Source organism: Amycolatopsis sp. NPDC050768 (genome assembly GCF_040654155.1).
Lineage (GTDB): Bacteria > Actinomycetota > Actinomycetes > Mycobacteriales > Pseudonocardiaceae > Amycolatopsis.
Genome location: NZ_JBFAHL010000002.1, coordinates 409458 through 434365 on the forward strand (window position 1 = coordinate 409458; position 24908 = coordinate 434365).

Sequence of the window (24908 nt, forward strand, 5' to 3'; positions counted from 1 at the left end):
GGCGCCCGGTGCGAGAAGCACCGGACGCCACCGTCAAGCCAAACCTCACGAAGCCGGCAACGCCGCCAACCGCGACTCGATGCGCTCGATGTCCGCCGCGGCCGTGGCCCGGCGAGTCTTGATCTTCTCGATGACCTGCTCGGGCGCCTTGGCGATGAACGACTCGTTGCCCAGCTTGCCCTCGGTCTGCGCGAGCTCCTTCTGCGCCACGCCCAGGTCCTTCTGCAGACGCTTGCGCTCCGCGGCGACGTCGATGGTGCCGGACAGGTCGAGCTCCACCACGGCCACGCCCCCTGCGAGGGCGACCTCCAGGGACGCGCTCGCCGAGAACTCCGCGGAAACCGGCGTCAGGCGCACCAGCGAGCGGATCGCGTCGTCGTGGCCGGAGACCGCGTCGAAGCCCGCGCCGGACAGCCGGGTGGCGACCTTCTGGCCCGGCTTGAGGCCCTGGTCGGCGCGGAAGCGGCGGATCTCGGTGACGAGCTTCTGCACGTCGGCGATCCGGGCGTCCGCCACCGCGTCGGCGTAGCCCTCCGGCGCGGTGGGCCAGGAGGCGATCACCAGCGACTCACCGCCGGTCAGCGCGATCCACAGCTTCTCGGTGATGAAGGGGATGAACGGGTGCAGCAGACGCAGCACCGTGTCCAGCACGTGCCCGAGCACCGAGCGCGTTGCCGAAACGCGCGCGTCATCGCCTTGGTACAGCTGGACCTTCGCGAGCTCCAGGTACCAGTCGCACAGCTCGTTCCACGTGAACTGGTACAGCGCGCCCGCGACCTTGGCGAACTGGAAGTCCTCGAACAGGCCGTCCACTTCGGACACCAGCGCGCCGAGGCGGCCGAGGATCCAGCGGTCGGCCTCGGTCAGCTCCGCCGCGGCGGGCAACGGAGCCGAGACCGAAGCCCCGTTCATCATCGCGAACTTGCTGGCGTTCCACAGCTTCGTGCAGAAGTTGCGCGAGCCCGCGGCCCACTCGTCGGCCAGCGCCATGTCCGCGCCCGGGTTCGCGCCGCGCGCGAGGGTGAAGCGGGTGGCGTCGGCCCCGTAGGCGTCCATCCACTCGAGCGGGTCGATCACGTTCCCACGCGATTTCGACATCTTCTTGCCCTGCGCGTCGCGGATCAGGCCGTGCAGGTACACGTGGTCGAACGGCTGCACGCCGTCCATCTCCTGCACGCCGAACATCATCATCCGCACGACCCAGAAGAACAGGATGTCGTAGCCGGTCGACAGCACGCTGGTCGGATAGAACTTCGCCAAATCATCAGTCTGCGCCGGCCAGCCCATGGTCGACATCGGCCACAGGCCCGACGAGAACCACGTGTCCAGCACGTCCGGGTCCTGCGTCCAGCCCTCGCCCGAGGGCGGCTGCTCGTCCGGGCCCACGCACACGACCTGGTCGTCGGGGCCGTACCAGACCGGGATCCGGTGGCCCCACCACAGCTGGCGCGAGATCGTCCAGTCGTGCATGTTGTCGACCCAGTCGAAGTAGCGCTTCTCCAGCTCCGCCGGGTGGATCTTCGTGCGGCCGTCGCGCACCGCGTCACCCGCCGCACGCGCCAGCTCCTCGACCTTCACCCACCACTGCAGCGAAAGCCGCGGCTCCACCACGGTGTCGCAGCGCGAGCAGTGGCCGACGGCGTGCACGTACGGCCGCTTCTCCGCCACGATCCGGCCCTGCTCCCGCAGCGCCGCCACGATCGCGGGCCGCGCCTCGAACCGGTCGAGCCCCTCGAACGGGCCCCGCGCGGTGATCTCGGCGCGCTCGTTCATGATCGTGAGCATCGGCAGGTCGTGCCGGCGGCCGATCTCGAAGTCGTTCGGGTCGTGCGCCGGGGTCACCTTCACGGCACCGGTCCCGAACTCCGGGTCCACGTGCTTGTCGGCGATGATCGGGATCTTGCGGCCGGTCAGCGGCAGCTCGACCTCGGTGCCCACCAGGTGCGCGTAGCGCTCGTCGTCCGGGTGCACGGCCACGGCGGTGTCGCCCAGCATCGTCTCGGCGCGGGTCGTGGCCACCACGATGGCGTTGTCGCCTTCGCCGTAGCGGATCGACACGAGCTCGCCGTCGTCGTCGCTGTGGTCCACCTCGATGTCCGACAGCGCCGTCTGGCACCGCGGGCACCAGTTGATGATGCGCTCGGCGCGGTAGATGAGCCCGGCGTCGAAGAAGTTCTTGAACACCGTCTGCACGGCCTGCGACAGGTTCTCGTCCATGGTGAAGCGCTCGCGCGACCAGTCGACACCGTCGCCGAGGCGCTTCATCTGGCCGAGGATCTTGCCGCCGTACTCGGCCTTCCACTCCCAGACGCGCTCGACGAACTTCTCGCGGCCCAGGTCGTGGCGCGAAAGGCCCTCGCCGGCGAGCTGGCGCTCGACCACGTTCTGCGTCGCGATGCCCGCGTGGTCCATGCCCGGCAGCCACAGCACCTCGTAGCCCTGCATGCGACGGCGGCGGCTCATCGCGTCCATCAGGGTGTGGTTGAGCGCGTGGCCCATGTGCAGGCTGCCGGTGACGTTCGGCGGCGGCAGTACGATCGAGAACGGCGGCTTCTCCGACGAAGCGTCGGCCGTGAAGTACCCGGCCGCTACCCAGCGGTCGTACATGGGTGCTTCTTCGGCGGCCGGGTCCCAGGCACCCGGAAGGTCGGTTTTCTGCTGCGGAGCGTTCTCGGTCACAATGGACAAGTCTACGAACCCGCTCCGGCGGGGTTGCTCAGGGGGAAAGGCGGTGCACGGATGACGCGACCGGAAGATCCGGACGACCGGATGGAGACGCACCCGGACCTCGTCGATCCGAACTGGCGCAAGCACGCCGAGCTCGACGCTTGGCTGGGTGCCAAGAAGGAGATGAAGAAGCGCCGCAAGCGCGAACGCCGCTCCGGCGTCACCGCGGGCTACGGCTACGGCGCGCGCACTCCCAGCCGCTGGCCAGGTGTCCTCGCGGTCGGCGGCCTCGTCCTGCTCCTGGCGGCCGCCGTGATCGTCCATCAGCTCCAGGGCCACGGCGTCAACGAGTTCTGGTTCGCGGTGAGCCTCGGTACCTCCGCGTTCACGGGCACACCACCGGCCTGACCAGGCGGGCCCCGAGGCCGCGCCCCCGAGCGAGGGCCGCACCAGCGGCGAACGGCCGCCAGTGCGGCCTGCGCTCAGCCGCCGCCCCAGATGTCCTCGACGTACCGGTTCGAGGCGCGAAGCCCGGCGAGCCAGGCCTGTGCGTCGGCCTCGCCGGTGCCCGTCTTCTCGGCGAACAACTTGGTGAAGGCCGCTCGGACGCCCGGCGCCATCGTGTTCGCGTTGCCGCACACGAACACCGCCGCGCCGTCCTGCAGCAGCCGCCACACCTCGTCGCCCGCTGCCGCGATCTCGTGCTGGACGTACTTGCGCCCGTCGACCGGGGCGCGTGAGAACACGACGTGCAGCTTGGCGACGCCTTGGCGGTCGTATTCGCGCAGCTCGTCGGCGTACAGGAAGTCCTGGTCCGCGTTGCGGCAGCCGAAGAACAGCAACGACTCGGCGATCGGCACGCCTTGGGCGCGCATCTCCGCCCGCTCCTGCAGGAACCCGCGGAACGGTGCGAGCCCCGTCCCGGCCCCGACCATGATCATCGGGGTGTGCGGATTGTCCGGTGGCCGGAACTCGATCGTCGGGCGCCGCACGAAGACGAACACCGTGCTGCCGTCGGGGCTGCCCGCCAGGTAGTTGGAGCAGACACCCGAGAACGTGGTGTCGCCACCACCGCGCACGGGGGCGCGCAGCACACCCGTGGTGATGCTGGCCACCTTCGCGTCGGTCAGCGGCGAGGACGAGATCGAGTAGTAGCGCGGCCGCAGTGGAGGCAGCAGGTCGAGGTAGACGCCGAACGGCACGGCGCAGGCGGGGAACTCCTCCAGCAGGTCCAGCAGCGACCGCCGGGGCGTGAAGACCCGCTCCTGGTAGCGGGCCTGGGACGCCTCGTCGTCCCCGGCCAGCGACTCGAGCTCGGCGCGCTGGGCGGGGTCCTCGGTGTAGCCGGCGAGCACCTCGATGCCGGCCCGCGTGGCCACGTCCTGCAGCTCGACGCAGCTCGCGAGGATGCCGAGCAGCGGTGCGGACTCGTCGACGGGCAGGTGGGTGTGGTCTCCGCTGTTGGGGATGATCGTCGCGTACATGCCGCCGTCGAGCTGGAAGCGCTGCATCACCCGGCGGATCGGGTCGATGTGGTTGCGCGGCAGCACTCCGAGGTGGTCCCCGGCGTGGAAGTCGGCGCCCTCGGGCAGTGCGACCTCGATGTGCTTGGTGGACCGCCCGCCGTCGGGCGCGTGGAGCTCGCGGTTGACCCGCACCAGGGCCGGCTGGGCCTGGTAGGACATGATCACCGGGTTGTTCAGCTGGCGGTTGACCAGCGTGATCGATAGCCGGGGGCCCGTCGTGGCCGGCTCGGCCGCGCTCTCGGGCAGGCCGGCGCTCGCGGCCACGTCGGCCCAGAGCCCGTGGTGCCAGGTGCGGTACTGGGCGTCGAAGTCGCCGTTCGCATCGCCCTCGCCCCGGGCGTGCAGCCGGGTGGCGCCGTGCGCGGCCAGCTCGGTGTCGATCAGCTTCGGCACCGCTTGGTAGGTGGCCGCCCATTCGGTGTTGCCGCAGCCGAACACGGTGTAGGACAGCCCCGCAGCGGCGTCCTTCGCGGTGCCGGGCCCGCGCAGCCAGTCGCAGAACTTGCCGGCGTTGTCCGGCGGCGTGCCGTTGTAGGACGACGTGACGATCACGGCCGTGCCCTGGGCAGGCAGCGCGTCCGCGACGTCGTCGAGCGCACTGAGGGTCACGGCGTAGCCGCGCTCGGTCCCCTCGCCGGCGAGCCGCGTCGCGATGCCTTCCGCGGTACCGAGGTTCGAGCCGTAGGCGACCAGCAGCGGGGTCTTGTGCGCGTCCGGCGCGAGCGCGACGCGCGGGGCCGGCGCAGCCGAGACGGACTTCGCCGGTGCCGCGGGGGCACCGCCGGGCCGGGTCAGCACGAACCCGGGGCGCGGGCGCACCTGGATGTGCATCTCGTCGGGCTTGATGGTCAGCGTCGTCTTGGTCTTGAGCTGGTAGTTCAGGTGGTCGATGAAGTCGAAGCGCTGCACGAGCATGCCGAGCACGAGCACGGCCTCCTGCATGGCGAACTGCCGGCCGATGCAGGCCCGCCGCCCCGTGCCGAAGGGCTTGTAGACGTCGGGCGACAGGGCCGCGAGCCGTTCGGGAGCCATGTGCTCGGGGTCGAACTCCTCGGCGTTGTCGCCCCACACGCTGCGGTCGCGGTGCAGCATCGGGGTGAGCACGGTCAACGGGACGCCGTGCTCGATCAAGTACCGGTCGCCGATCACGGTCTCCTCGAACGGCGTGCGCGTGAACCCGGGCGCGGTCGGCCACAGCCGCAGCGCTTCGCTCAGCACCTGCCGGACGTAGGTCAGTTTGTGGATCTGCTCGTAGGTCGGTTCGGCGCTGGTGCCGAACACCTCGTCGACCTCGGCGCGGGCGCGGGCCAGCACGTCGGGGTTCTTGAGCAGGTAGTAGATCGCGAAGGACAGCAGGCCGCTCGTGGTCTCGTGGCCGGCGATCAGGAAGGTGATGCACTGGGCCCGGATGTTCTCGTCGGGCAGCCGCTCGCCGCTCTTCTTGTCGACGCCGTTGATCATCTGGCCGAGCAGATCGTCCTTCTTGCCGGCCTCGCCCTCCGCGCGGCGCTCGGCGATGAGCTTGTCGACCAGGTCGTTCATGAAGGCCTGGTCCTCGTCCAGCTGCCGCTGCGCGTGGATCCGCAGCCGGGTCTGGATGGGCAGCCTGCGGGCCCGCGCCTGCGACTCGGTGAGCGTGCGGATCATCGCCGCGACGAACGGGTGCTGGGTTTCGCGGTAGAAGGAGTTGAAGCGGTAGCCGAACCCGCACAGCGCGATGGTGTCGAGCGTCAGCCGGGTCGTGTCGGCCGGCACGTCGACGTCCTCGTCCGGGTTCAGCCGCTCCCACTTGTCGACCAGCTGGCCCGCGATGTCCAGCATCATCGGCACGTAGTCGCGCATGGACTGCAGGCTGAAGGGCTTCATCAGGATGTTGTGCGCCCGGTGCCACAGCGGATCGTCCGTCTCGGCCGTGAACAATCCGGTGGAGGTCGCCGTTTGCCGCACGTTCGCGAGACCACCGCTGACCACCTTGTCGAAGCGCGAGTCGTCGCAGATCTCCTCGACCAGTGCGGCGCCGGACAAGATCAGCCGCGTGCCGCCGGGTGTGGTCAGCCGGAAGATCGGGCCGTACTCCCTGGCCATCCCCATCAGGCTTTCGAACGGGCTGTGGGCGTCGATGTCGAAGGCGTTGCCGACGAAGGGCAGCGCGCGCGGGCCCGGGATTTCGTCGATGGGGGTCTTGGTGGTCATGGCGTTCACTCCTTGGAGAGGTGCCCTTCGGCCGGCGAGGTCACGGCGCCGGCCCGGCTCGGCTGCGTGGTCCGCGCCTTGGCCTGGTGGGCCCGGACCACCGCCACGACGCTGACGACGAAGACCCAGCCGGGGAAGATGAGCGCGAAGATCGGGTGGAAGGTCCAGCTCAGCAGCACAGTCGCGGCGCAGAGGTAGCCGAACCACGCCAGCGGGCGCGCCAGCACACCTGCGGCGTTGAGCAGCGTCGTCGTGGTGATCATGTACATGCCGGCGACGCGGGCACCGAAGACGAACACCAGCCCGTAGCCTGCCGCGCTCAGCGCGCGCGCCACGTACACGGGCGGTAGCGGCGCCACCGAGAACTGCTTCAGCAGCGCGATCGCCCCGGTCAGCGCCATCCCCGAGAACAGCAGGATGATGAACGCCACCCCGGACGCCAACTGAAGCGCCCGCGGCATTTCCCGGTTCTGCGTGCCGGGCAGGGTGGCGATGAATTCACGCGTGGCCATCATGTGCCACAGGAAGACGATCCCCGCGAACGGCACGATGTACAGGCCGGCGGTCACCAATGCACCGGAACCACCGTCGGCGTAGAAATTCGCGTACTGGCTGTCCGCCACGGTCAGTCCCGGCGCCCGGTGCACCAGGACCAGCGCGACGGTGAACAACGCCGCGAAGAGGATCCCCGACCAACCCGCGACCAGCGCATACCCAGGCCCGCGTCCGGTCTCCGCGGCAGCCCTCGCGTCCGCCCGGCTGCGGCGGATCCGCGTCCAAGCAGGCATCAGCGCCTCCCCACCACGCCATTCTTCCGGAAATGGCGCGCATATCAGCCGACTCAAAAAAATGGTGCCGTAGTACAGCACCGCGATCCTCATCGTCCTGCGTGGATCAAAGGGTTGTCAACAAGCGACGATTGCATCTGAAACGGCGTGAAAAACACTGATCAGATCCAGCTGATGGCGCTTCTGAAAAAGGCGTTACCGCTTCCGGTCGCGTTCGTTCGCTTCGTCCCGAGTCCTCGCACTTGCCCGGTCCGCACCCGGCCGAGGACCGCGGAGACCGAAGTCACCGGGTGTGGCCAAGGTCGCCCCTTCGCGGGATGCACAGGCCAGACTACACAGCCTAAACTGTGGATATGGCCACCGTACCCGCTCCCGTCGCCGAATCCGCAGGCTGGCTGCGCGGCGTCGTCGCGCAGCTGCACCGCCGGCTGCGGCAGGTCGACAACGCCGACAGCCTCACGCCGTCGCAGTCGGCGGCGCTCAACCGCCTCTACCGCGAGGGCCCCGCGACGCAGGGTGAGCTCGCCGCCGCCGAGCACGTGCGGCAGCAGTCGATGGCCACCACGCTCTCGGCGCTCGACTCGCTCGGCTACCTCGCCCGCTCGCGCGACCCCGCCGACGGCCGCCGGACCGTGCTGTCGGTGTCCGAGCTCGGCGCGAAGACCGTGCAGGGGATCCGCCAGCACCGCGACGAGTGGCTCGCCCACGCGCTCGCGGCCGAGCTGACCGCCGAAGAGTTGGAGACGGTGCGCCAGGCCCTGCCCCTGCTGCAACGCGTCGCCGAGCACTGATCATCCAGCGTGCCCGGCATCAGCGCCGGGACCCGAACACCGACGTCAGCGCGGACGCCGTGGAGGACACCCGATATTCCCCGACATCTCCAGGACGAAGGATCCGTGACGACCACCGCAACACCCCGAAAGGCACCGGCGAACTTCGGTGCCAAACTCGTCACCCCGCTGGTGGCGAGCGCGGTGCTGAACCCCATCAACTCCACCCTCATCGCCGTCGCGCTGGTGCCGATCGGGCAGAGCTTCGGCGCCGGGCCCGGCAAGACGGCCTGGCTGATCTCCGCCCTCTACCTCGCCACCGCCGTCGGCCAGCCCGTGGTCGGCCTGCTCGTGGACCGCTACGGCGCCCGCCGCGTGCTGCTCGGCGGCGCGTCCGTGGTGATCGTCGCCGGGATCGCCGGCATGATCCCGTTCTCCGTCGAGTGGCTCACCGGCGTGCGCGCGGTGCTCGGCATCGGCACCTGTGCCGGCTTCCCCGCCGCGATGGCCGTGCTGCGCAAGCGTGCCGACACGCTGGGCCAGGGCGTGCCCGCGCGCGTGCTGTCACTGCTCTCGCTCTCCTCGCAGACGATCATGGTCATCGGCCCGACGCTCGGCGGCGTGCTGATCACGCTCTTCGGCTGGCCGGCCATCTTCGCCGTGAACATCCCGCTCGCGGGCGCCTCGCTGCTGCTGGCGATCTTCTGGGTCCCCAAGGACGCGCCGGTGCGCGACGAAGCCACGAAACCGAAGCCGATCGACGTGCTCGGCATCGCGTTGTTCTCGCTCTCCCTGCTGGTGCTGCTGTGCTACCTGATGGCGCCGGGCATCGGCGACCTGTGGCTGCTCGCGGCGGCCGTCGCCGTCGGCGCGGCGTTCGTGTGGGCGGAGCTGCACACGCGGGTGCCGTTCATCGACCTGCGGATGCTCGCGGCCAACACCCCGATCCTGCGCACCTACCTGCGTCAGGCGCTGAGCTTCATGGTGATCTACGCGATCATGTTCGGCTACGTGCAGTGGCTCGAGGAAGGCCGCGGCTTCAGCGACGCGATCGCGGGGGCGCTGCTGCTGCCGATGTCGGTCGTGGCCGTGTGCGCGGCGGCGTTCTCGGGCCGCGCGACCGGGATCCGCAAACGACTGGTGGTGGTCGCCGTCGCGCTGCTGGCCGGTTCGGTCGCGCTGCTGTTCGTCGGCGACACGACGTGGCTGGGCGCGCTGCTCGGGCTGATCGCGGTGTTCGGCCTGGCCCAGGGCCTGACCAGCGTCGCGAACCAGACCACGCTCTACCGGGAGTCGCCCGCCGAGACCATGGGCACCGCGAGCGGGCTGTTCCGCACGGCCCAGTACCTCGGCGCGATCGTGGCCTCCACCGTGATCGCCCAGTGCTACGGCGTGCGCGCCGACTCGGCCGGACTGCACCACCTCGGCGCCGTGCTCGTGGTGATCAGCGCGCTGCTTCTGGTCGTGACGGTCGCCGACCGCGGGCTGAAGCTGGCCGAACGCCGCGAACGGGCGCAGCGCGCCTGACATCGCCGACGCAGATGATCGACGGCACGATCAGTGACCGTCGTCACTCCGAAGGTCGAACCTCTCAGCCGAACGGGTGGGTATCCAGGTCAAACAGCATCTTTCAAGTGTGAAAAACCAGACCCCGTGTCGGGGAATCCATGATCGAAGCGCACGATGGACACATGCACCGTGATGCGCCGAAACACGACGTGGACGAAGCCGACCTGAAGGTGGGCAAGCCGAAGACCTACGCGGCCGGCATCCCCGGCGTCGCTGTCTCGCTCCGGCGCGGCATCGAGCAGATGGGCCCCACGCGCACCGCGCTCACCCTGCGCCTGCTCAACCAGCGCGCGGGCTTCGACTGCCCGGGCTGCGCGTGGCCCGAGCCGCTCCAGGCCGACGGCGAGAAGCGCAAACTCGCGGAGTTCTGCGAGAACGGCGCGAAGGCCGTCGCGGAAGAAGCGACGCGCCGCCGCGCGGACCGCGAGTTCTTCGCCACCCACGCGGTCTCCGACCTGCAGGACAAGACGGACTACTGGCTGGGCCAGCAGGGCCGCGTCACCGAGCCGTTCGTGCTGCGCGAGGGCGCCACCCACTACGAGCCCATCTCGTGGGACGCTGCGTTCGACCTCGTCGCCGGCGAGCTGAACGGGCTGGCCAGCCCGCACGAGGCCGTGTTCTACACCTCGGGCCGCACCAGCAACGAGGCCGCGTTCCTCTATCAGCTGCTCGTGCGCTCCTACGGCACGAACAACCTGCCGGACTGCTCGAACATGTGCCACGAGTCGTCGGGCTCGGCGCTGTCCACCGGCATCGGCATCGGCAAGGGTTCGGTGTCGCTCGCGGACATCCACCACGCCGATCTGATCGTGGTCGTCGGCCAGAACCCGGGCACCAACCACCCGCGCATGCTCTCGGCGCTGGAGACGGCGAAGGGCAACGGCGCCAAGGTCGTGGCCGTGAACCCGCTGCCCGAGGCCGGGCTGATGCGGTTCAAGAACCCGCAGAACGTGCGCGGTGTCGTCGGCGAGGGCACCCCGCTGGCCGACGAGTTCGCGCAGATCCGCCTCGGCGGCGACCTCGCGCTGTTCCAGGCCGTGGGCCACCTGCTGCTGCAGTGGGAGGACGAGGCGCCCGGCACGATCATCGACCAGGAGTTCGTGAATTCCGCGACCTACGGGTTCGAGGACTGGGCGAAGAACCTGCTCGAGCTCGACTGGGCCGAGACGGAGAAGGCCACGGGCCTGCAGCGTGCGCAGATCGAGCACGTCGCGCGGATGATCGCCACGTCCGAGCGCACGATCTACTGCTGGGCCATGGGGCTCACGCAGCACAAGCACGCGGTGCCCACGATCTCCGAGATCACGAACCTCGCGCTGGCGCGCGGCATGATCGGCAAGCCGGGCGCGGGCCTGTGCCCGGTGCGCGGCCACTCCAACGTGCAAGGCGACCGCACCATGGGCGTCTGGGAGAAGATGCCCGAGACGTTCATGGACGCGCTCGACCGCGAGTTCGGCATCACCGTGCCGCGCGAGCACGGCTGGGACACCGTCGACGCCATCCGCGCGATGCGCGACGGCCGCGGCAAGGTCTTCTTCGCGATGGGCGGCAACTTCGCCTCCGCGACGCCCGACTCCGACCTCACGGCGAAGGCGCTGAGCTCGTGCTCGCTCACCGTGCACGTGTCGACGAAGCTCAACCGTTCGCACGTCGTCCACGGCACCACCGCGCTGATCCTGCCGACACTCGGGCGCACCGAGCGTGACGTGCAGGAGTCGGGACCGCAGTTCGTGACCGTCGAGGACTCGATGTCGCAGGTGCACGCCTCGCGCGGCCGGGTCAAGCCGGCGTCGGAGCACCTGATCTCCGAGGTCGCGATCGTCTGCCGGCTGGGCGAGCGGCTGCTGGGCGCCGACCACGCCGTGCCGTGGCGCACGTTCGAGAAGAACTACGACCTGATCCGCGACCGCATCGCGGGTGTGGTGCCGGGCTGCGAGGACTACAACCGCCGCGTACGCGAGCCCGACGGGTTCGTGCTTCCCCACGCGCCGCGTGACTCCCGCGAGTTCACGGGCACGGCCACCGGCAAGGGCACGTTCACCGTGTCGGAGCTGGAGTACCCGGAGGTGCCGGCGGGCCGGCTGCTGCTGCAGACGATGCGCAGCCACGACCAGTACAACACCACGATCTACGGCCTGTCCGACCGCTACCGCGGCATCGAGGACGGCCGGCGCGTGGTCTTCGTCCACCCGGACGACCTGGCCGAGCTGGGCATCGCCGACGGCGAGATCGTGGACCTGGTCTCGGAGTGGCGCGACGGCGACCGCCGCGCACCGCGCTTCCGCGCCGTGTCCTACCCGACCGCTCGCGGCTGCGCGGCGGCCTACTTCCCGGAGGCCAACGCGCTGGTGCCGCTGGACTCCGTCGCGGAGAAGTCGAACACGCCGGTGTCGAAGGCGGTCGTCGTCCGGCTGGAGCCGCACCACCACTCGTGACCCTTCCGCGGTCCGGTCACGCGGGGGTTTTCCGGCGTGACCGGGCTGTGGCGGCGAGCAGCACGCCGAGTGCCGCGCCGAGGGTGTTCAGCAGCAGGTCGTCGACGTCGGCGCTGCGGCCCACGAAGTACTGCACGATCTCGATCGCTGCCGAGAATCCCGCCAGCGCCGCGATCACGGCGGCTTTCCGGCGCGTGACCACGGTCGCCAGGAACCCCAGTGGCACGAACAACGCGATATTGCCGGCGTTGTTGATCAGCCCGAGGCGGCCGTTGGCGTTGCGGGCCTCGTCGACGATCCCCGCGAACGGGACCAGATTGAGGTTCTCGGGCGGGCTGAGGTGCCCAGGCCGGAGCGTGATGGCGAGCACCACCAGAACGGCGGCGGCGAGCAGCCAGCGGGCCCAGGATCGCATCGGTCCAGTCAACCAGCCCGTTCCGCGGCACCACCGCCCCGACACGCCGACCAGGTCCGGTGCCGGTCAGTCCACGCAGTTGTTCCCCGCGCCCGTGATCGGAGTGTCACCCGAGCCCCCCGCGCCGGCGCCGCCGCCGGTGGGGTTGCCGCCGGGGGACGCGCCCGGGCCGGAGTAGACCTGGCCGAGGGTGACCTCGATGTGGCCGGCCGGGACGTCGGGCGACTCGGCGGTGGCGAGGCCCCCCAGGAGCTTCGCCACCGCCTGGCCCTGGGTGGCCAGCGCGGCGCCGTACCGGACCAATGAGGTGCGGCGCGCGGTGGCGTTGCCGGTGGTGCCCGGAGTGAAACCGTTGCCCTTCACCACATCCGAGACGCGCTGGGCGAGGCCGCTCGTGCCGCCCGCGTTGGAGACGTCCACCACGAAGCCGGCCTGCTTCGCCGGAGAAGCAGGCGGTGCGCCGATCAGGCTCGCCGCGAACGCCTTGACCTGTGCAGGATCCACCTGCACCGCCGTCGCCCGGGGATTCGTTTTGCTGTAGCGGTAGTCGGGGTTCACCACGGGGATCGTCGTGAACTGGATGCCACCGCCGGAAATGCCGCGCAGCTGCCCGATGAAGTCGAGCAGGTTCCAGGAATCGTCGAGGACCACGGACTTCTTCACGGCGTCGATGAGCGCGCCGAGCCTGCCCGGATTGGCGAGCGTGCCGGCCGAAAGCACCTGGTGCGCCAGCGAAGCGAGGAACACCTGCTGCCGGCGCATGCGGCCGAAGTCGGTGCCCTTGACGCCGTCGCGCTGGCGGACGAAGGCCAGCGCGTCCGCGCCCGAGATCTTCTGCGGCCCCGCCGGGAAGTTCGCACCCGAGTTGCGGTCTGACGTCGCATTGTTGAGGCAGACCTCGACGCCGCCGACGGCGTTGCTGATGTCGTAGAAGCTCAGCAGGTTGACCTCGGCGAAGTGGTCGATCTTCACGCCTGTGAGGTCCTCCACCGCTTGCCGCGTGGCGCGGCGCGCGGCGGTGAGCGACTCCTGCTCGATCTTGGTCTTGTCGGTCTCGCCCGCGGCGTGCAGTTTCGAGACCTCCAGGGCCTTTCCGTGTCCGTACGCGGCGTTGATCTTGCCCTTGTCGCCGCCGGGCAGTGTCACGTACGAGTCGCGCGGAATCGAGAAGGCCTTCACCGTCTGCGTGCCGTTGGGGATGCGCAACACGATGAGGGTGTCGGTAAGGTCGTCGCCGTTGGCGCCCGCGCGCAGTTCACGCAGCACGTCGGGCGAGAGCGGGTTGCCCTGGTCGTCAGTGCGCGAGTCGCGGCCGACCAGCAGGATGTCGAGCGAGCCGTCGGCCGGCTGTTCACCGGGTGCCGGCTCGTCGCCGGCGTCGATCACGCTGCTGCGCTTGACGTCGTCGAGTGAGCTCAATGTGGAGTAGCCGTAAGCCGTGCCGGTGAACACCACGAGCGCCAGCACCGAGACGACGATCTTTCCTGCGATCCGCACGCCCTACCGACGCCTCGCGTACCGGTTCTGCTGCACGCGTGACCCAGTTCACATTTCAGCGTTCACATTTCAGCGCAGGTACGACGCGCCGTTCAGGTCGAGGATCGCGCCCGAGGCCCAAGTCGCCTCGGCCGAGGCCAGGTAGACGACCGCGTTGGCGATCTCCTCCGGCTCCGCCACCCGGCCGAACGGGCTCTGCTCCCGCACGGCGTCGGTGATCCGGTGCGCGACGCGTTCGGTCGCGGTGAACCCGGGCGCCACCGACGTGACCGAGATCCCGTGCGGCGCCAGCTCGATCGCGAGCGACTGGCCGAGCGCGTGCAGCGCGGCCTTGCTCGCGCCGTACGCGGGGTGCTCGGGTTCACCGCGGAACGCGCCGCGCGAGCCGACGTTCACGATCCGTCCCGGCGCTTTCCGCGCGATGAGGTGGCGCGCGACGTGGAACGAGATGTTGGCGGCACCCATCAGGTTGACATCCAGCGTGCGGCGCCAGACTTCCTGCCAGTGCGCGTAGCCGACGGTCGCGACGGGCGTCGACGTCTCGGGTGTGGTGCCGACGGCCGCGTTGTTCACGAGCACGTCGACGCCGCCGAGCTGCTCCTCGGCCGTGTCCGCGATCCGTTGCGCCGCTTCGGGATCGCCGAGGTCGCCGCCGATCAGCACGTGGCCGCCGCCCGGGAGCGCGGCCAGTGTCTCCTCGGCGGCCGCGGCGTTCGATCCATAGTGGACGGCCACCCGGTCACCCCGGGCGGCGAAGGCGTGGGCGATCGCGCGGCCGATGCCGCGGGAGCCGCCGGTGACGAGGACGTTCACTTCGCGAACAGCTGCGCTTCGTCGCGGAACGCCTTGAACTCCAGGGCGTTGCCGGCCGGGTCGTGCAGGAACATCGTCCACTGCTCCCCCGGCTCGCCCGCGAAGCGCTGGTACGGCTCGATCACGAACTCCGTGCCGGCGCCGCGCAGGCGACCGGCGAGCTCGTGGAAGGAGTCGACGTCGAGGACCAGGCCGAAGTGGGGCACGGGCACGTCGTGGCCGTCCACGGGGTTGCGACCGGCCTCGGCTTTCGCGCCGGGCACCACGTGCGTGACCACCTGGTGGCCGCGGAAGTCCCAGTCCACCCACGCGTCCGCCGACCGGCCCTCCGCCAGCCCCAGCACCCCGCCGTAGAAGGCGCGGGCACGGGCGAGGTCGTCGACCGGGATGGCGAGGTGGAACGCGGGGCGCATGGGCTCTCCTTCGGCTCACGGTGGCCCCCTCACCTTGAAGTGCCCATGTCCGAATGTCAACATTGACCGATGGACGCCACACCGTTGCGGAAAGCGGCGCGCCGCGGCCTCGCCGAGGAAGCCGCCGACCGCGTGCGCGACGCGATCTTCGCCGGGCACTTCCCACCCGGCGCGCCCCTGCGTGAGGTCGAGCTCGCCGCGTCGCTGGAGGTCAGCCGCGGCTCGGTGCGCGAGGGCCTCGCCCTGCTCACCCGCGAAGGCCTCGTCCGCGGCGGCTGGCACCGCCCGACCACGGTCGTCGAGGTAACCGCGGTGGACGTCGAAGAGGTGTATTCCGTGCGCGCGGCCCTCGACCGCCTGGCCGCGGTCACGGCTCGGGCGCGGTCCTCTGTGGACGATCTGGCCGCGCTGGACGACCTCGTCGCGGCGCTGTCTTCCGCGGTCGCCTCCGGCGCGGACGGCCCCCAGTTGCTGGCGCTGGACATCGCTTTCCACGACCGCGTCTACGCCGCCGCGGGCAACCGTCGCCTGACGGAGGCGTGGGAGGCGGTGCGTTCGCAGGTGTTCTTGTTCCAGCTGCAGCGGGTGTCCCTGGGCAGCTCGCAGTACCGCTCCCACGTCGTCGCCGAACACCGCGAACTGGCGGCCCTCATCCGCGACGGCGACGCGGCCGAACTGGACCGCGTCGCCACCGACCACGTGGACTCCGCGCGGCGCCGGCTGCTGGCGGAGCTCTAACCGTCCACTGTAGACGCCAACGCGGCTTTCACCTTGGCGTTGCTGGTCATGCTCATCGTCACCACGGTCATCGTCAGCAGGACCGCCGCGGCGGCGAAGTACGGGGTGCGCAGGCCCGCCGCCGAGGCGAGCCAGCCGCCCAGCAGCGCGCCGAGGGGGCCGGCCGACGTCGCGACCAGGCGGGAGGCCGCGGCGACCCGGCCCATGAGCCGGCCCGGGACGATCACCTGGCGCAGCGACCAGCCGAGCACCATGGTGGTCGCCATGCCGCAGCCGCAGAGGGCGAACATGGCGCCGGCGAGCCACGGGCTGTCCGCGAGTCCGAAGACGAGGATCGACCCGCCCTCCACGACGGCCGTCAGAGTGAGCGCCGTGCCCGTGCCCAGCAGCTTCTCGAGCGGTCCCGCCACGACCATCGCACCCAGCACCCCGCCGACGGCGTCGGCGGCGAGCAGGAAGCCGTAGCCGAGGGCGGACAGGCCCAGGGTGTCCTGCGCGAACAACACCAGCACCGCACCCACCGCACCGAACGCCAGGTTGCCGACCGCCGGCCGCAACGCCAGGCCGAGCAGCAGCCGGTCCCGGACGACGTACCGGAACCCCTCCTGCGCCTCCGCCCACACACTGCGGCCCTCGACGCGCTCGGGCACCGGCGTCGACGGCAACGTCCGGATCAGCAGCGCACTCGCTACGAACGACACGGCGTCGACCACGAACGGCACCGTCCGCGCGAGCGAGAACAGGAAGCTGCCCACCGGCGGCCCCGCGAACTGCCCGGCCGCCGTCGACGCGCCGCGCAGGCGTCCATTGGCGCGGCGCAGCAACGTCTGGTCGCGCCCGAGCAGATCCGGCAGGTAGGCCTGCGAGGCCACGTCGAAGAACAGCTGCCCCGCGCCGAGCAGGAACGCCAGTATCAGCAACGCCGGGATCCCCAGCGCCCCGACCGCCCCCGCCACGACCGCGAGCACCAGCAACCCCGCCTGCCACAGATCGGCGAGCCACATCGTGCGCCGCCGGTCCCACCGGTCCACCAGCGCGCCCGCCACCAGCCCCACCACCAGGTGCGGCAGCAGCATCGCCACCGACACCAGGCTGATCACGACGGGATCTTTGCTCAGCGCCACGGCGAACAACGGCAACGCCGCCGCGTACGCCCCATCCCCCAACCCGGATACCGTCGCCGCCGTCCACAGCCGCGCGAAGGCGGGCGGCATCTTGGGCGCCGCACCCGAACGGCGAAAGACACTCATCACCGCAGTCACCGCGCCGCCCCCTCACCAGGCCGGAAGAACGCCACCGCGATCGTCGCCGCGGGCTCGGCGGGTTCGCGTGCCGCGTGCATCTCGTCGAGGAGCTCGCCCAGCCGCTGCTCGAACTCTGCGAACCGGGCCTCGCTCAGCCGCAGGTGCTTCAGCCGCACCAGCCGCGGCGACCCGTCAGGCGCGGTCGCCAGGTCGTCGATCGCGTGCTGCATCAGCACGTCTCGCTGCCCCGGCGCGGGATCCGGCAGCTCGATCGTCCGCGCAACCATCCCGTAGTACCGCTCCACCACGCCGCGCACCTTGCGAGTGCGGACCACGTGGATGAGCCCGGCGCGCTCCAGCACGCGCACGTGGTAGCTCGAGCTCCCTTTCGCCAGATCCAAGCGCGCGGCGATCTGCGTGATCGTCGCGGGCCCGTCGCGCAGCACCGCGAGCACGCGGTGGCGCACCAGGTTGTTCACAGCGCGCAGTTGTTCGGTAGTCCGCACCTCGACGCTGTCGGAGGGCGGAACGTAGTCGTCCCCAGTCACGAGAGCCAATGGTCAACGACTCTTGACCATTTGTCCAGCGCCTTTCCGGACGAAGCCGTTACGATGATCGCGGCCGCCGAGGGACACCATGGACATGCCCGCGTCACGGCGCCAACTTCAGCGTGGCAGGGCAACCACGGCACAACCTGCGGTCGTCGCACGGGCCTCAGTATGTGCGGACGGTTCCCGGGCGATCCTGAGTAGACGTTGCTCATCACGGCTGTCCGTCGAGCAGCCGCCGGCGGAGCGAAAAGAGCGCGACCGCCGGCACGTCGTGCACCGGTGGTCGCGCTCCTCAGCAGACCCGGGTAATCCCGATCAGCGGGCCATCAGCTGCTGAACAGATCGATGACCTTCAGGATCAGCTCGTAAACGCCGTACACGAACGGCACCAGCACCCACAGCCAGGCGACCACGAGCAGCAAGGTGCGCCCGCCCGAGCGGCCTTCCACGTCCGGTGTGCTCATCACGCCTCACTCCCCACCTGGGTGCTCGCCACGGGCTCGTGGAACTTCGCCTTGACCGGCCGCACGAACTCGTTGGCGATGAAGCCGACCACGAGCAGCGCGATCATGATGTAGAACGACGTCGCGTAGAGGTCCGGACCACTCTTGCCCGCGGACTTCTCGCTGTCGGCGATGCCGTCGACGATCAGCGGCCCGAGAACGCCGGCGACCGACCACGCGGTGAGCAGCCGGCCGTGGATCGCGCCGACCTGGTAGTTGCCGAACAGGTCCTTCAGGTACGCCGGCAGCGTCGAGAAACCGCCGCCGTAGAAGGAGAGGATCAGCATCGCGCACAGCACGAACAGCAGCTTCGACGAGTTCGTGGTCAGCGCGATGACCAGGTACAGCACCGCGCCGACGCCGAGGTAGAAGCGGTAGATGTTCTTGCGCCCCACCGCATCCGAGACCGACGACCAGACGAACCGGCCCAGCATGTTGGTGAGCGAGAGCATCGCGACGAAACCGGCGGCGGCCGCCGTGCTGACCGGCGCCGAGGTGCCCTTGAAGAAGTCCGAGATCATCGGCGCGGCCTTCTCCAGGATGCCGATGCCCGCGGTCACGTTGAGGCACAGCACGATCCACAGGCACCAGAACTGCGGCGTCTTGAGCGCGTTGGCGGCCGAGACGTTGTGCGTGGAGATGAGCTTCTTGGTCTCCTGAGCCTTGGGCTCCCAGCCCGCGGGCTTCCACCCGTCGGCCGGCACTCGCACGAGCAGCACGCCCATCGTCATGAACACCGCGTACACGACACCGTGGATCAGGAACGCGACCGCGATGTCGCTCGTGGTCGGTGCCGAGCCGAGCATCGCCGAGGACCACGGCGATGCGATGAGCGCGCCGCCGCCGAAGCCCATGATCGCGATGCCCGTGGCCATGCCGGGCCGGTCGGGGAACCACTTGATCAGCGTCGACACGGGTGAGATGTAGCCGATCCCGAGGCCGATGCCGCCGATCCCGCCGTAGCCCACGACCACGAGCCAGAACTGCCCGGTGGCCACGCCGAGCGCCGCCACGAGGAAGCCGGTGCCGAAGCAGATCGTCGCCACGAACATGGCCCAGCGCGGGCCGTTCTTCTCCACGAGCGTGCCGCCGAACGCGGCCGAGAGGCCGAGCATCACGATGCCCAACTGGAACGGCAGCCCGGACTCCGTGCCCGAGAGGTGCATGGTCTTCTCGAGCGGAGTTTTGAACACGCTCCACGCGTAGGCTTGACCGATCGAGAGATGGATCGACAACGCCGCGGGAGGGACCAGCCAACGGGTCCAGCCAGGCGGTGCGACGATACGAGAGCGGGCCAGGAAGCCGAGGGCCATCGTCAGACTCCTCCGAACTGTGAGGTGATGGTGGGAATGTATTACTTATTCCCCGACGTTGCATCGGCTGGGTGTCGTAGATCGTCTGCGCACGTCTTCACAGGCCGCTGAAAGGTGGACAGATGGGCAGGGTGACCGTGCGACGGCCGGTGCGGAGGATTTCCTCGACCGGCGAACGTCGTCGCCCCGACTCACTGGCGGCCGAAGAGCCGTTGGAGATCCGCGTCGGCGGCAAAGCACTCGCTGTGACGATGCGCACTCCGGGTCACGATGTCGAGCTGGCCCACGGCTTCCTGTTGTCGGAGGGCGTGCTCGGCTCCCGTGAGGACATCGCGGCCGCGCGCTACTGCGACGGCGTCGACGACCAGGGCCGCAACACCTACAACGTGCTCGACGTGACACTCGCGCCCGGAGTGGCACCTCCGGACGTCGGTGTGGAGCGCAACTTCTACACCACATCCTCGTGCGGCGTCTGCGGCAAGGCCGCGCTCGACGCCGTGAAGCTGAAGAGCCGCTTCTCCCCCGCGGACTCGCCGTTCGAGGTGAAGACCGACGTGCTGGTGAAGCTCCCGGACACGTTGCGGGAACAGCAGAAGGTGTTCAAGTCCACCGGCGGGCTGCACGCGGCCGCACTGTTCACTCAGGACGGTGAGCTCGAGGTCGTGCGCGAGGACGTCGGGCGGCACAACGCCGTGGACAAGGTGCTCGGGTGGGCCTTGCAGGCCGGCCGGATCCCCGCGCCCGACTGTGGGCTGCTGGTCTCCGGCCGTGCCTCGTTCGAGCTGGTGCAGAAAGCGGCGATGGCCGGGATCGGTCTGCTCGCCGCCGTGTCCGCTCCGTCCTCTTTGGCCGCTGAGCTGGCCGAGGAGAACGGGATGACGCTCATCGGTTTCCTGCGTGGCGACAGCATGAACCTCTACACGGGCGATCAGCGGGTGCTGACGTAGGCCGTTCGGTCTAGCCGATCGGCACCCAGTTGCCGTGGAAGCCGTGGGGCACGCGGTCGGGCAAGTGCACGGCCGCGACAGGCTCGAGCGTTCCCGCGTCGAGCAGCGTCAGGTCGCTGCGCTGGGTGGCCGCGTCGAAGACGAAACCCATGAGCACGCCTTCGTCCTCGGCAGCGTCCACACGGGACGGAACGAACACGAACTCGCCGGGCACGCGGCCGGGGCCGAACCCATGCCGCTGGGCGGTTCCGTTGCGCAGGTCGTGCTTGTAGACCGCGCCGGTGAGGTTCGAGAGCCCGTCCACGGCCACCGCGTAGCCGTAGCGGTGCGCGCGCCCGACGTGACGCTCGTCGACGCGCGGGAACTCCTGCCCGTGCTCGTCGATCCGTTCTTCGAGGACCTTGCCCGCCGTGAGGTCGACGGTCCAGCGGTCCAACGTCGGCTCGCCTTCGGTCGGGCCGTGCACGCCGTGGTCGAACACCTTGGGGTGACGTACGACGTGGAGCACGACGCGGTCGCCGTCGTCGTAGGCGTTGAGCGGGTGGAATACGTAGCACGGCTCGACGTCGAACCAGCGCACGTCGGCGTTGTCCCCGTCGCGCGGCATCACGCCGACGCGTGCCGGGTACTCGGGATTCCAGCGGTACGGCAGTGAGCTCACGCCCCGGCCGGAGCGCGCGGTGACCGGGTCGGGCACGTCGACGTGGGCCGGCGTCTGGTTCGCGTCGAAGGTCACGGGAAGGTCGTAGAAGACGACGTGTTTTTCGGTGAGCGAGAAATCGTGCATCATCGGCCGGCCCGTCACCTCGATGTCCACGACGCGCCGCGCCCGCCCGTCGGTGCCGACGACCGAGTACCGCACGCGATTGCCGAGGCCGAACGTGTACGTGACGGCGTGCAGCTCGCCCGTGCCCGGATCGCGCTTGGGGTGGGCCGTGTAGCCGCCCGGCAGCGTCCCGTCGAAGTCGCACGCGCCGACGGTGTCGAGCTCCTCGGTGAGCTCATACGCCGGCAGGCCGCCCTCGATGAGCGCCAGCGTGCGCCCGGCGTGCCCGATGACGTTCGTGTTGGCCCCGATGCCCATGTTCGGCGCCTCCGGCCCCTCCCCGAGCAACCCCGCGACGTGCGGCGTGCGGATCCAGCGGTTCCGGTACCACTCGGCCCGCCCGCCCCGCAGGCGGACGCCGTGGACCATGCCGTCGCCGAGGAACCAGTGGTAGCTCTCGGGGTCCTGCCGTGCGAGCGGGTTGGGCCCGTTGCGCAGGTAGCGGCCGTCGAGGTAGTCGGGCAGCTCCCCGGTCACCTCGAGCCGCGTGGCGGTGTGCTCGTGGGTGACGGGGGCGAAGTTGCCTTCGAGGAACTTGTTGGTCATGCGAGATCCTTCCATAACAGTGTTATTCATTGATAACAGAGTTATGGAACGGTCGCAAGGGCCGGGTTTTCAGGACTGGCGCCGAGGGCGCGGACTCTGCACGATGATCGGTGGCGCCAGGCAACGCGCGGATGGTGAGCTGCGTCCAGGTGGGTGGGAGTTTCCTGCGGTGGTCTGGGACGGAGGCCGAGGTGGACGGACGGGTCGACCGCCGGGCCGTGCGCGGCGCCGTTTCCGGGGCCGAGGGCGCCGTGGGCAGCCTGAGTGCCCGCCGCGCGTCCGTCGCCGTCGCCGGGACGGAGGCCGCGTGAACGGCCGCGTCAGCCGTCGCACCGCGATCGCCGCCGGGGCCGCGGGCCTGGGCGTCGCGGGGCTCGCCGCGGCGACGGCAGCGGGGCTCACGCCTCTCGGTCAGGCGTTGCAGGTCCTCGGCGTCACCACCGACTCACCGGTCACCCAGGTCGGTTCGCTGCGCGTCGAGCGGGTGCACTCCGCCGCGAGGGGCCGCGACGTCGACCTCGTTCTCTTCCTGCCGAGCAAGAAGCCGCCGCTCGACCTGCCGATGTCCCTCATGCTGCACGGCCTGCACGGCAACGCCCGCAGCGCCGCCCCCAGCGGCCTGCTCAAACAGCTCGCCACGGACGTCGCGCGCAAGGCCGTGCCCGCGCACGGCTACGTCGCCGTCGACGGCGGGGACAACTACTGGCACGAGGTCCGCCCCGGCGACGACCCCATGGCGATGCTGCTGGAAGAAGTCCCGCGCTGGCTCGCGGCCCGCGGCCTCGGCGGCGCGCACGGCCTGCCCTTCGCCTGCGCCGGCGTCTCGATGGGCGGCTTCGGCGCGATGGTCTACGGCCGCCGCCGCGCCGAACGTCGTCAACCGCCGGAGGCCATCGCGGCCATCTCGCCGGCGCTCATCACGAACTGGCCCGAGATGGCCAAGCGCGACATCTTCACCGGCCAGACCGACTGGACCTCGCTCGACCCGCTGCGCCACCTCACCGCCCTGCGCGGCATCCCCACGGCCCTCTGGTGCGGCACGGAGGACTCCTTCATCACCGGCGTCCGCCGCTACATCGCGGCCACCCACCCGGCCGTCGGCTACACGGCGAAGGGCATCCACAGCGACACGTTCTTCCACTCCGTCGTGCCGAGCCTTGTGAGCTTCGTCGGGAAGCACGTGCCGCGCGCGGTGTGAGGCAGCGGGCACGCTCCAAACGCGACGGACGCCCCCTTGAAGTCAGTTCCGCGCCACCAGCACCAGCACGATCAACCCGGTCACCAGCCCGCCCGCACTCAGCCGCGCAACACGAGCCTCAGGAAGACACCCACCGAGCCACCACCGAGATCAACCAGAACCCCACCATCGTCGCCAACGCCGTCAGCAGCGCCCAACGCAGTTGCAGCCGACGGGTCTCCGCCACGCGCAGGAAGCGCAGGAAGTACCAAGCCAAGGCGAACAACGGCAACGGGATCAGCGGCAACGCCGACAACCGCGTCCCCACCGCCACCAGGCAGACGACCGCGAAGACGGCCAGCATGATGTTGCCCGCGCGGTACAGCCACGGGAAGCGCGTCAGGATGGACGCGACGACTCGCTCGCTCAGTTCGACGATGCCCACCGACGGCGCATCAGTCGACGCAGGCGGAGGCGAAGTGGCCTCATCCTCGTCCGACACCGAGGCGGTGGTGTTGTCCCCTGGGGCTGCGGTCAGCGGCACGGTTGTCATCCTGTCCATTATCGCGCGTGCCGCGAACAGCCTGGCAGCGGACTCCCGCAAACGGCTCAAGCCGATCAGCTAACGGCTCAGGCCGACTTCTCACCACGCTCGCTGCGGGCCCGCCGGGACGGCTGCCGCGCGACGATCGTGGGGTTCACGTTCTCCCGCACGGTCTGCTCGGTGATCACGACCTTCGCCACGTCGTCGCGGCTCGGGATGTCGTACATGACCGGCTGGAGGACTTCCTCCATGATCGCGCGCAGGCCGCGGGCGCCCGTACCGCGCAGCATGGCCTGGTCAGCGATGGCCTCGAGCGCCGTGTCGGTGAACTCAAGCTCGACGTTGTCCATCTCGAAGAGCTTCTTGTACTGCTTCACCAGGGCGTTGCGCGGCTTCGTGAGGATCGAGACCAGCGAATCCTTGTCCAGGTGGTTCACCGTGGCGACCACCGGGAGGCGGCCGATGAACTCCGGGATCAGGCCGAACTTGATCAGGTCCTCGGGCATCGTCTCGGAGAAGACGTCGCTGCCCTCGATCTCGGCCTTGGTGCGGATCTCCGCGCCGAAGCCGAGGCCGCGCTTGCCGACGCGCTCGTTGATGATCTTCTCGAGCCCCGCGAACGCACCGGCCACGATGAACAGCACGTTGGTGGTGTCGATCTGGATGAACTCCTGGTGCGGGTGCTTGCGCCCGCCCTGGGGCGGCACCGACGCCGTGGTGCCCTCGAGGATCTTCAGCAGCGCCTGCTGCACGCCCTCGCCCGACACGTCGCGCGTGATCGACGGGTTCTCCGACTTGCGGGCGATCTTGTCGACCTCGTCGATGTAGATGATGCCCGTCTCGGCGCGCTTCACGTCGTAGTCGGCGGCCTGGATCAGCTTGAGGAGGATGTTCTCGACGTCCTCGCCCACGTAGCCGGCCTCGGTCAGCGCCGTGGCGTCCGCGATGGCGAACGGCACGTTCAGCAGCTTCGCGAGCGTCTGCGCCAGGTAGGTCTTGCCGGTACCGGTCGGCCCGAGCATCAGGATGTTGGACTTCGCCAGCTCGACGGGCTCGTCCTTGGAGTCCTTCGGCCCGGCCTTGTCGTCGGCCTGGATGCGCTTGTAGTGGTTGTACACCGCGACCGCGAGCGTCTTCTTCGCGTCGTCCTGGCCGATGATGTACTGCTCGAGGAACTCGCGGATGTCCGCGGGCTTGGGCAGCTCGTCGAGCTTCACCTCGCCGGCTTCGGCCAGTTCCTCTTCGATGATCTCGTTGCAGAGGTCAATGCACTCATCGCAGATGTAGACCCCGGGGCCGGCAATGAGCTTCTTCACCTGCTTTTGGCTCTTCCCGCAGAAAGAACACTTCAGCAGGTCGCCGCCGTCACCGATCCGTGCCATGGCCGTTGACCTCGTCCCCTCCGGTGCGCGGTACGCACCTGACACTGTCTT

21 protein-coding genes are annotated in these 24908 nt (G+C 69.8%); 7 read left to right on the forward strand and 14 right to left on the reverse strand.

Annotated features, from left to right (window positions below; translation table 11 throughout):
- Positions 1 to 45 precede the first annotated feature (45 nt).
- Complete coding sequence (locus AB0H62_RS09175; RefSeq protein ID WP_220242898.1) at positions 46 to 2679, reverse strand: valine--tRNA ligase; 2634 nt, start codon at positions 2677 to 2679, stop codon at positions 46 to 48.
- Positions 2680 to 2739: 60 nt separating this feature from the next.
- On the opposite strand from AB0H62_RS09175, the gene AB0H62_RS09180 reads away from it, so the two are divergent.
- The gene (locus AB0H62_RS09180) at positions 2740 to 3075 is read left to right on the forward strand and encodes a hypothetical protein (RefSeq protein WP_220242899.1); all 336 of its coding nucleotides are present in this window, start codon (positions 2740 to 2742) and stop codon (positions 3073 to 3075) included.
- A gap of 74 nt (positions 3076 to 3149) precedes the next feature.
- Here AB0H62_RS09180 and AB0H62_RS09185 read toward each other — a convergent pair whose 3' ends face one another.
- Both AB0H62_RS09185 and AB0H62_RS09190 read right to left on the reverse strand, forming a co-directional pair.
- Positions 3150 to 6386 carry a cytochrome P450 gene (locus AB0H62_RS09185; protein ID WP_360585133.1) on the reverse strand — a complete coding sequence of 1079 codons (3237 nt, stop codon included), beginning with the start codon at positions 6384 to 6386 and terminating at the stop codon, positions 3150 to 3152.
- A gap of 5 nt (positions 6387 to 6391) precedes the next feature.
- The gene (locus AB0H62_RS09190) at positions 6392 to 7255 is read right to left on the reverse strand and encodes a hypothetical protein (protein WP_360585135.1); all 864 of its coding nucleotides are present in this window, start codon (positions 7253 to 7255) and stop codon (positions 6392 to 6394) included.
- Positions 7256 to 7527: 272 nt separating this feature from the next.
- Here AB0H62_RS09190 and AB0H62_RS09195 point away from each other — a divergent pair, with 272 nt between their 5' ends.
- From AB0H62_RS09195 to AB0H62_RS09205, 3 genes are all read left to right on the forward strand, one after another.
- Complete coding sequence (locus tag AB0H62_RS09195) at positions 7528 to 7965, forward strand: MarR family transcriptional regulator (RefSeq protein WP_220242902.1); 438 nt, start codon at positions 7528 to 7530, stop codon at positions 7963 to 7965.
- Between the two features lie 171 nt (positions 7966 to 8136).
- Positions 8137 to 9471, forward strand: coding sequence for an MFS transporter (locus AB0H62_RS09200; protein ID WP_220246978.1), 1335 nt, complete (start codon positions 8137 to 8139; stop codon positions 9469 to 9471).
- Between the two features lie 164 nt (positions 9472 to 9635).
- Positions 9636 to 11948 (forward strand): FdhF/YdeP family oxidoreductase, encoded by a 2313-nt coding sequence (locus AB0H62_RS09205; protein WP_360585138.1) that lies wholly within the window; start codon positions 9636 to 9638, stop codon positions 11946 to 11948.
- A gap of 16 nt (positions 11949 to 11964) precedes the next feature.
- Here the strand turns inward: AB0H62_RS09205 and AB0H62_RS09210 are convergent, their stop codons facing one another.
- The 4 genes from AB0H62_RS09210 to AB0H62_RS09225 form a co-directional block, all read right to left on the reverse strand.
- On the reverse strand, positions 11965 to 12363 hold the full coding sequence (locus AB0H62_RS09210) for a VanZ family protein (RefSeq protein ID WP_220242904.1): 399 nt from the start codon (positions 12361 to 12363) through the stop codon (positions 11965 to 11967).
- Positions 12364 to 12429: 66 nt separating this feature from the next.
- Positions 12430 to 13860, reverse strand: a complete 1431-nt coding sequence (locus AB0H62_RS09215; protein WP_360585140.1) for an LCP family protein — start codon at positions 13858 to 13860, stop codon at positions 12430 to 12432.
- A 69-nt stretch (positions 13861 to 13929) separates the two neighbouring features.
- Complete coding sequence (locus tag AB0H62_RS09220) at positions 13930 to 14673, reverse strand: SDR family oxidoreductase (protein ID WP_220242906.1); 744 nt, start codon at positions 14671 to 14673, stop codon at positions 13930 to 13932.
- A complete protein-coding gene (locus AB0H62_RS09225) occupies positions 14670 to 15086 on the reverse strand; it encodes a VOC family protein (protein ID WP_220242907.1) in 417 nt (138 codons plus the stop codon). Before AB0H62_RS09225 ends, AB0H62_RS09220 begins: the two co-directional genes overlap by 4 nt.
- A 69-nt stretch (positions 15087 to 15155) precedes the next feature.
- Here AB0H62_RS09225 and AB0H62_RS09230 point away from each other — a divergent pair, with 69 nt between their 5' ends.
- Entirely contained in the window at positions 15156 to 15824 is a 669-nt protein-coding gene (locus AB0H62_RS09230; protein ID WP_360585143.1) for a GntR family transcriptional regulator, read from the forward strand.
- On the opposite strand, the gene AB0H62_RS09235 is transcribed toward AB0H62_RS09230, so the two are convergent.
- From AB0H62_RS09235 to AB0H62_RS09250, 4 genes are all read right to left on the reverse strand, one after another.
- On the reverse strand, positions 15821 to 17074 hold the full coding sequence (locus AB0H62_RS09235; RefSeq protein ID WP_220242909.1) for an MFS transporter: 1254 nt from the start codon (positions 17072 to 17074) through the stop codon (positions 15821 to 15823). The genes AB0H62_RS09230 and AB0H62_RS09235 overlap by 4 nt on opposite strands.
- An 8-nt stretch (positions 17075 to 17082) precedes the next feature.
- Positions 17083 to 17616, reverse strand: a complete 534-nt coding sequence (locus AB0H62_RS09240) for a helix-turn-helix domain-containing protein (protein WP_255638285.1) — start codon at positions 17614 to 17616, stop codon at positions 17083 to 17085.
- Between the two features lie 329 nt (positions 17617 to 17945).
- The gene (locus AB0H62_RS09245; protein WP_220242910.1) at positions 17946 to 18083 is read right to left on the reverse strand and encodes a hypothetical protein; all 138 of its coding nucleotides are present in this window, start codon (positions 18081 to 18083) and stop codon (positions 17946 to 17948) included.
- Positions 18083 to 19435 carry an OFA family MFS transporter gene (locus AB0H62_RS09250; protein ID WP_220242911.1) on the reverse strand — a complete coding sequence of 451 codons (1353 nt, stop codon included), beginning with the start codon at positions 19433 to 19435 and terminating at the stop codon, positions 18083 to 18085. Before AB0H62_RS09250 ends, AB0H62_RS09245 begins: the two co-directional genes overlap by 1 nt.
- A gap of 122 nt (positions 19436 to 19557) precedes the next feature.
- Here AB0H62_RS09250 and fdhD point away from each other — a divergent pair, with 122 nt between their 5' ends.
- Complete coding sequence (gene fdhD / locus AB0H62_RS09255; RefSeq protein WP_220242912.1) at positions 19558 to 20382, forward strand: formate dehydrogenase accessory sulfurtransferase FdhD; 825 nt, start codon at positions 19558 to 19560, stop codon at positions 20380 to 20382.
- Positions 20383 to 20392: 10 nt separating this feature from the next.
- Here the strand turns inward: fdhD and AB0H62_RS09260 are convergent, their stop codons facing one another.
- Positions 20393 to 21754: a carotenoid oxygenase family protein gene (locus AB0H62_RS09260; protein ID WP_360585147.1), complete on the reverse strand. Its 1362-nt coding sequence runs from the start codon at positions 21752 to 21754 to the stop codon at positions 20393 to 20395.
- A gap of 307 nt (positions 21755 to 22061) precedes the next feature.
- Between AB0H62_RS09260 and AB0H62_RS09265 the strand changes: the two genes are divergently transcribed.
- Entirely contained in the window at positions 22062 to 22952 is an 891-nt protein-coding gene (locus AB0H62_RS09265; protein ID WP_360585149.1) for an alpha/beta hydrolase-fold protein, read from the forward strand.
- A 118-nt stretch (positions 22953 to 23070) separates the two neighbouring features.
- On the opposite strand, the gene AB0H62_RS09270 is transcribed toward AB0H62_RS09265, so the two are convergent.
- Positions 23071 to 23484 (reverse strand): hypothetical protein, encoded by a 414-nt coding sequence (locus AB0H62_RS09270; protein ID WP_220242915.1) that lies wholly within the window; start codon positions 23482 to 23484, stop codon positions 23071 to 23073.
- Between the two features lie 77 nt (positions 23485 to 23561).
- A complete protein-coding gene (gene clpX / locus AB0H62_RS09275) occupies positions 23562 to 24857 on the reverse strand; it encodes an ATP-dependent Clp protease ATP-binding subunit ClpX (protein WP_360585151.1) in 1296 nt (431 codons plus the stop codon).
- Positions 24858 to 24908: the final 51 nt, after the last annotated feature.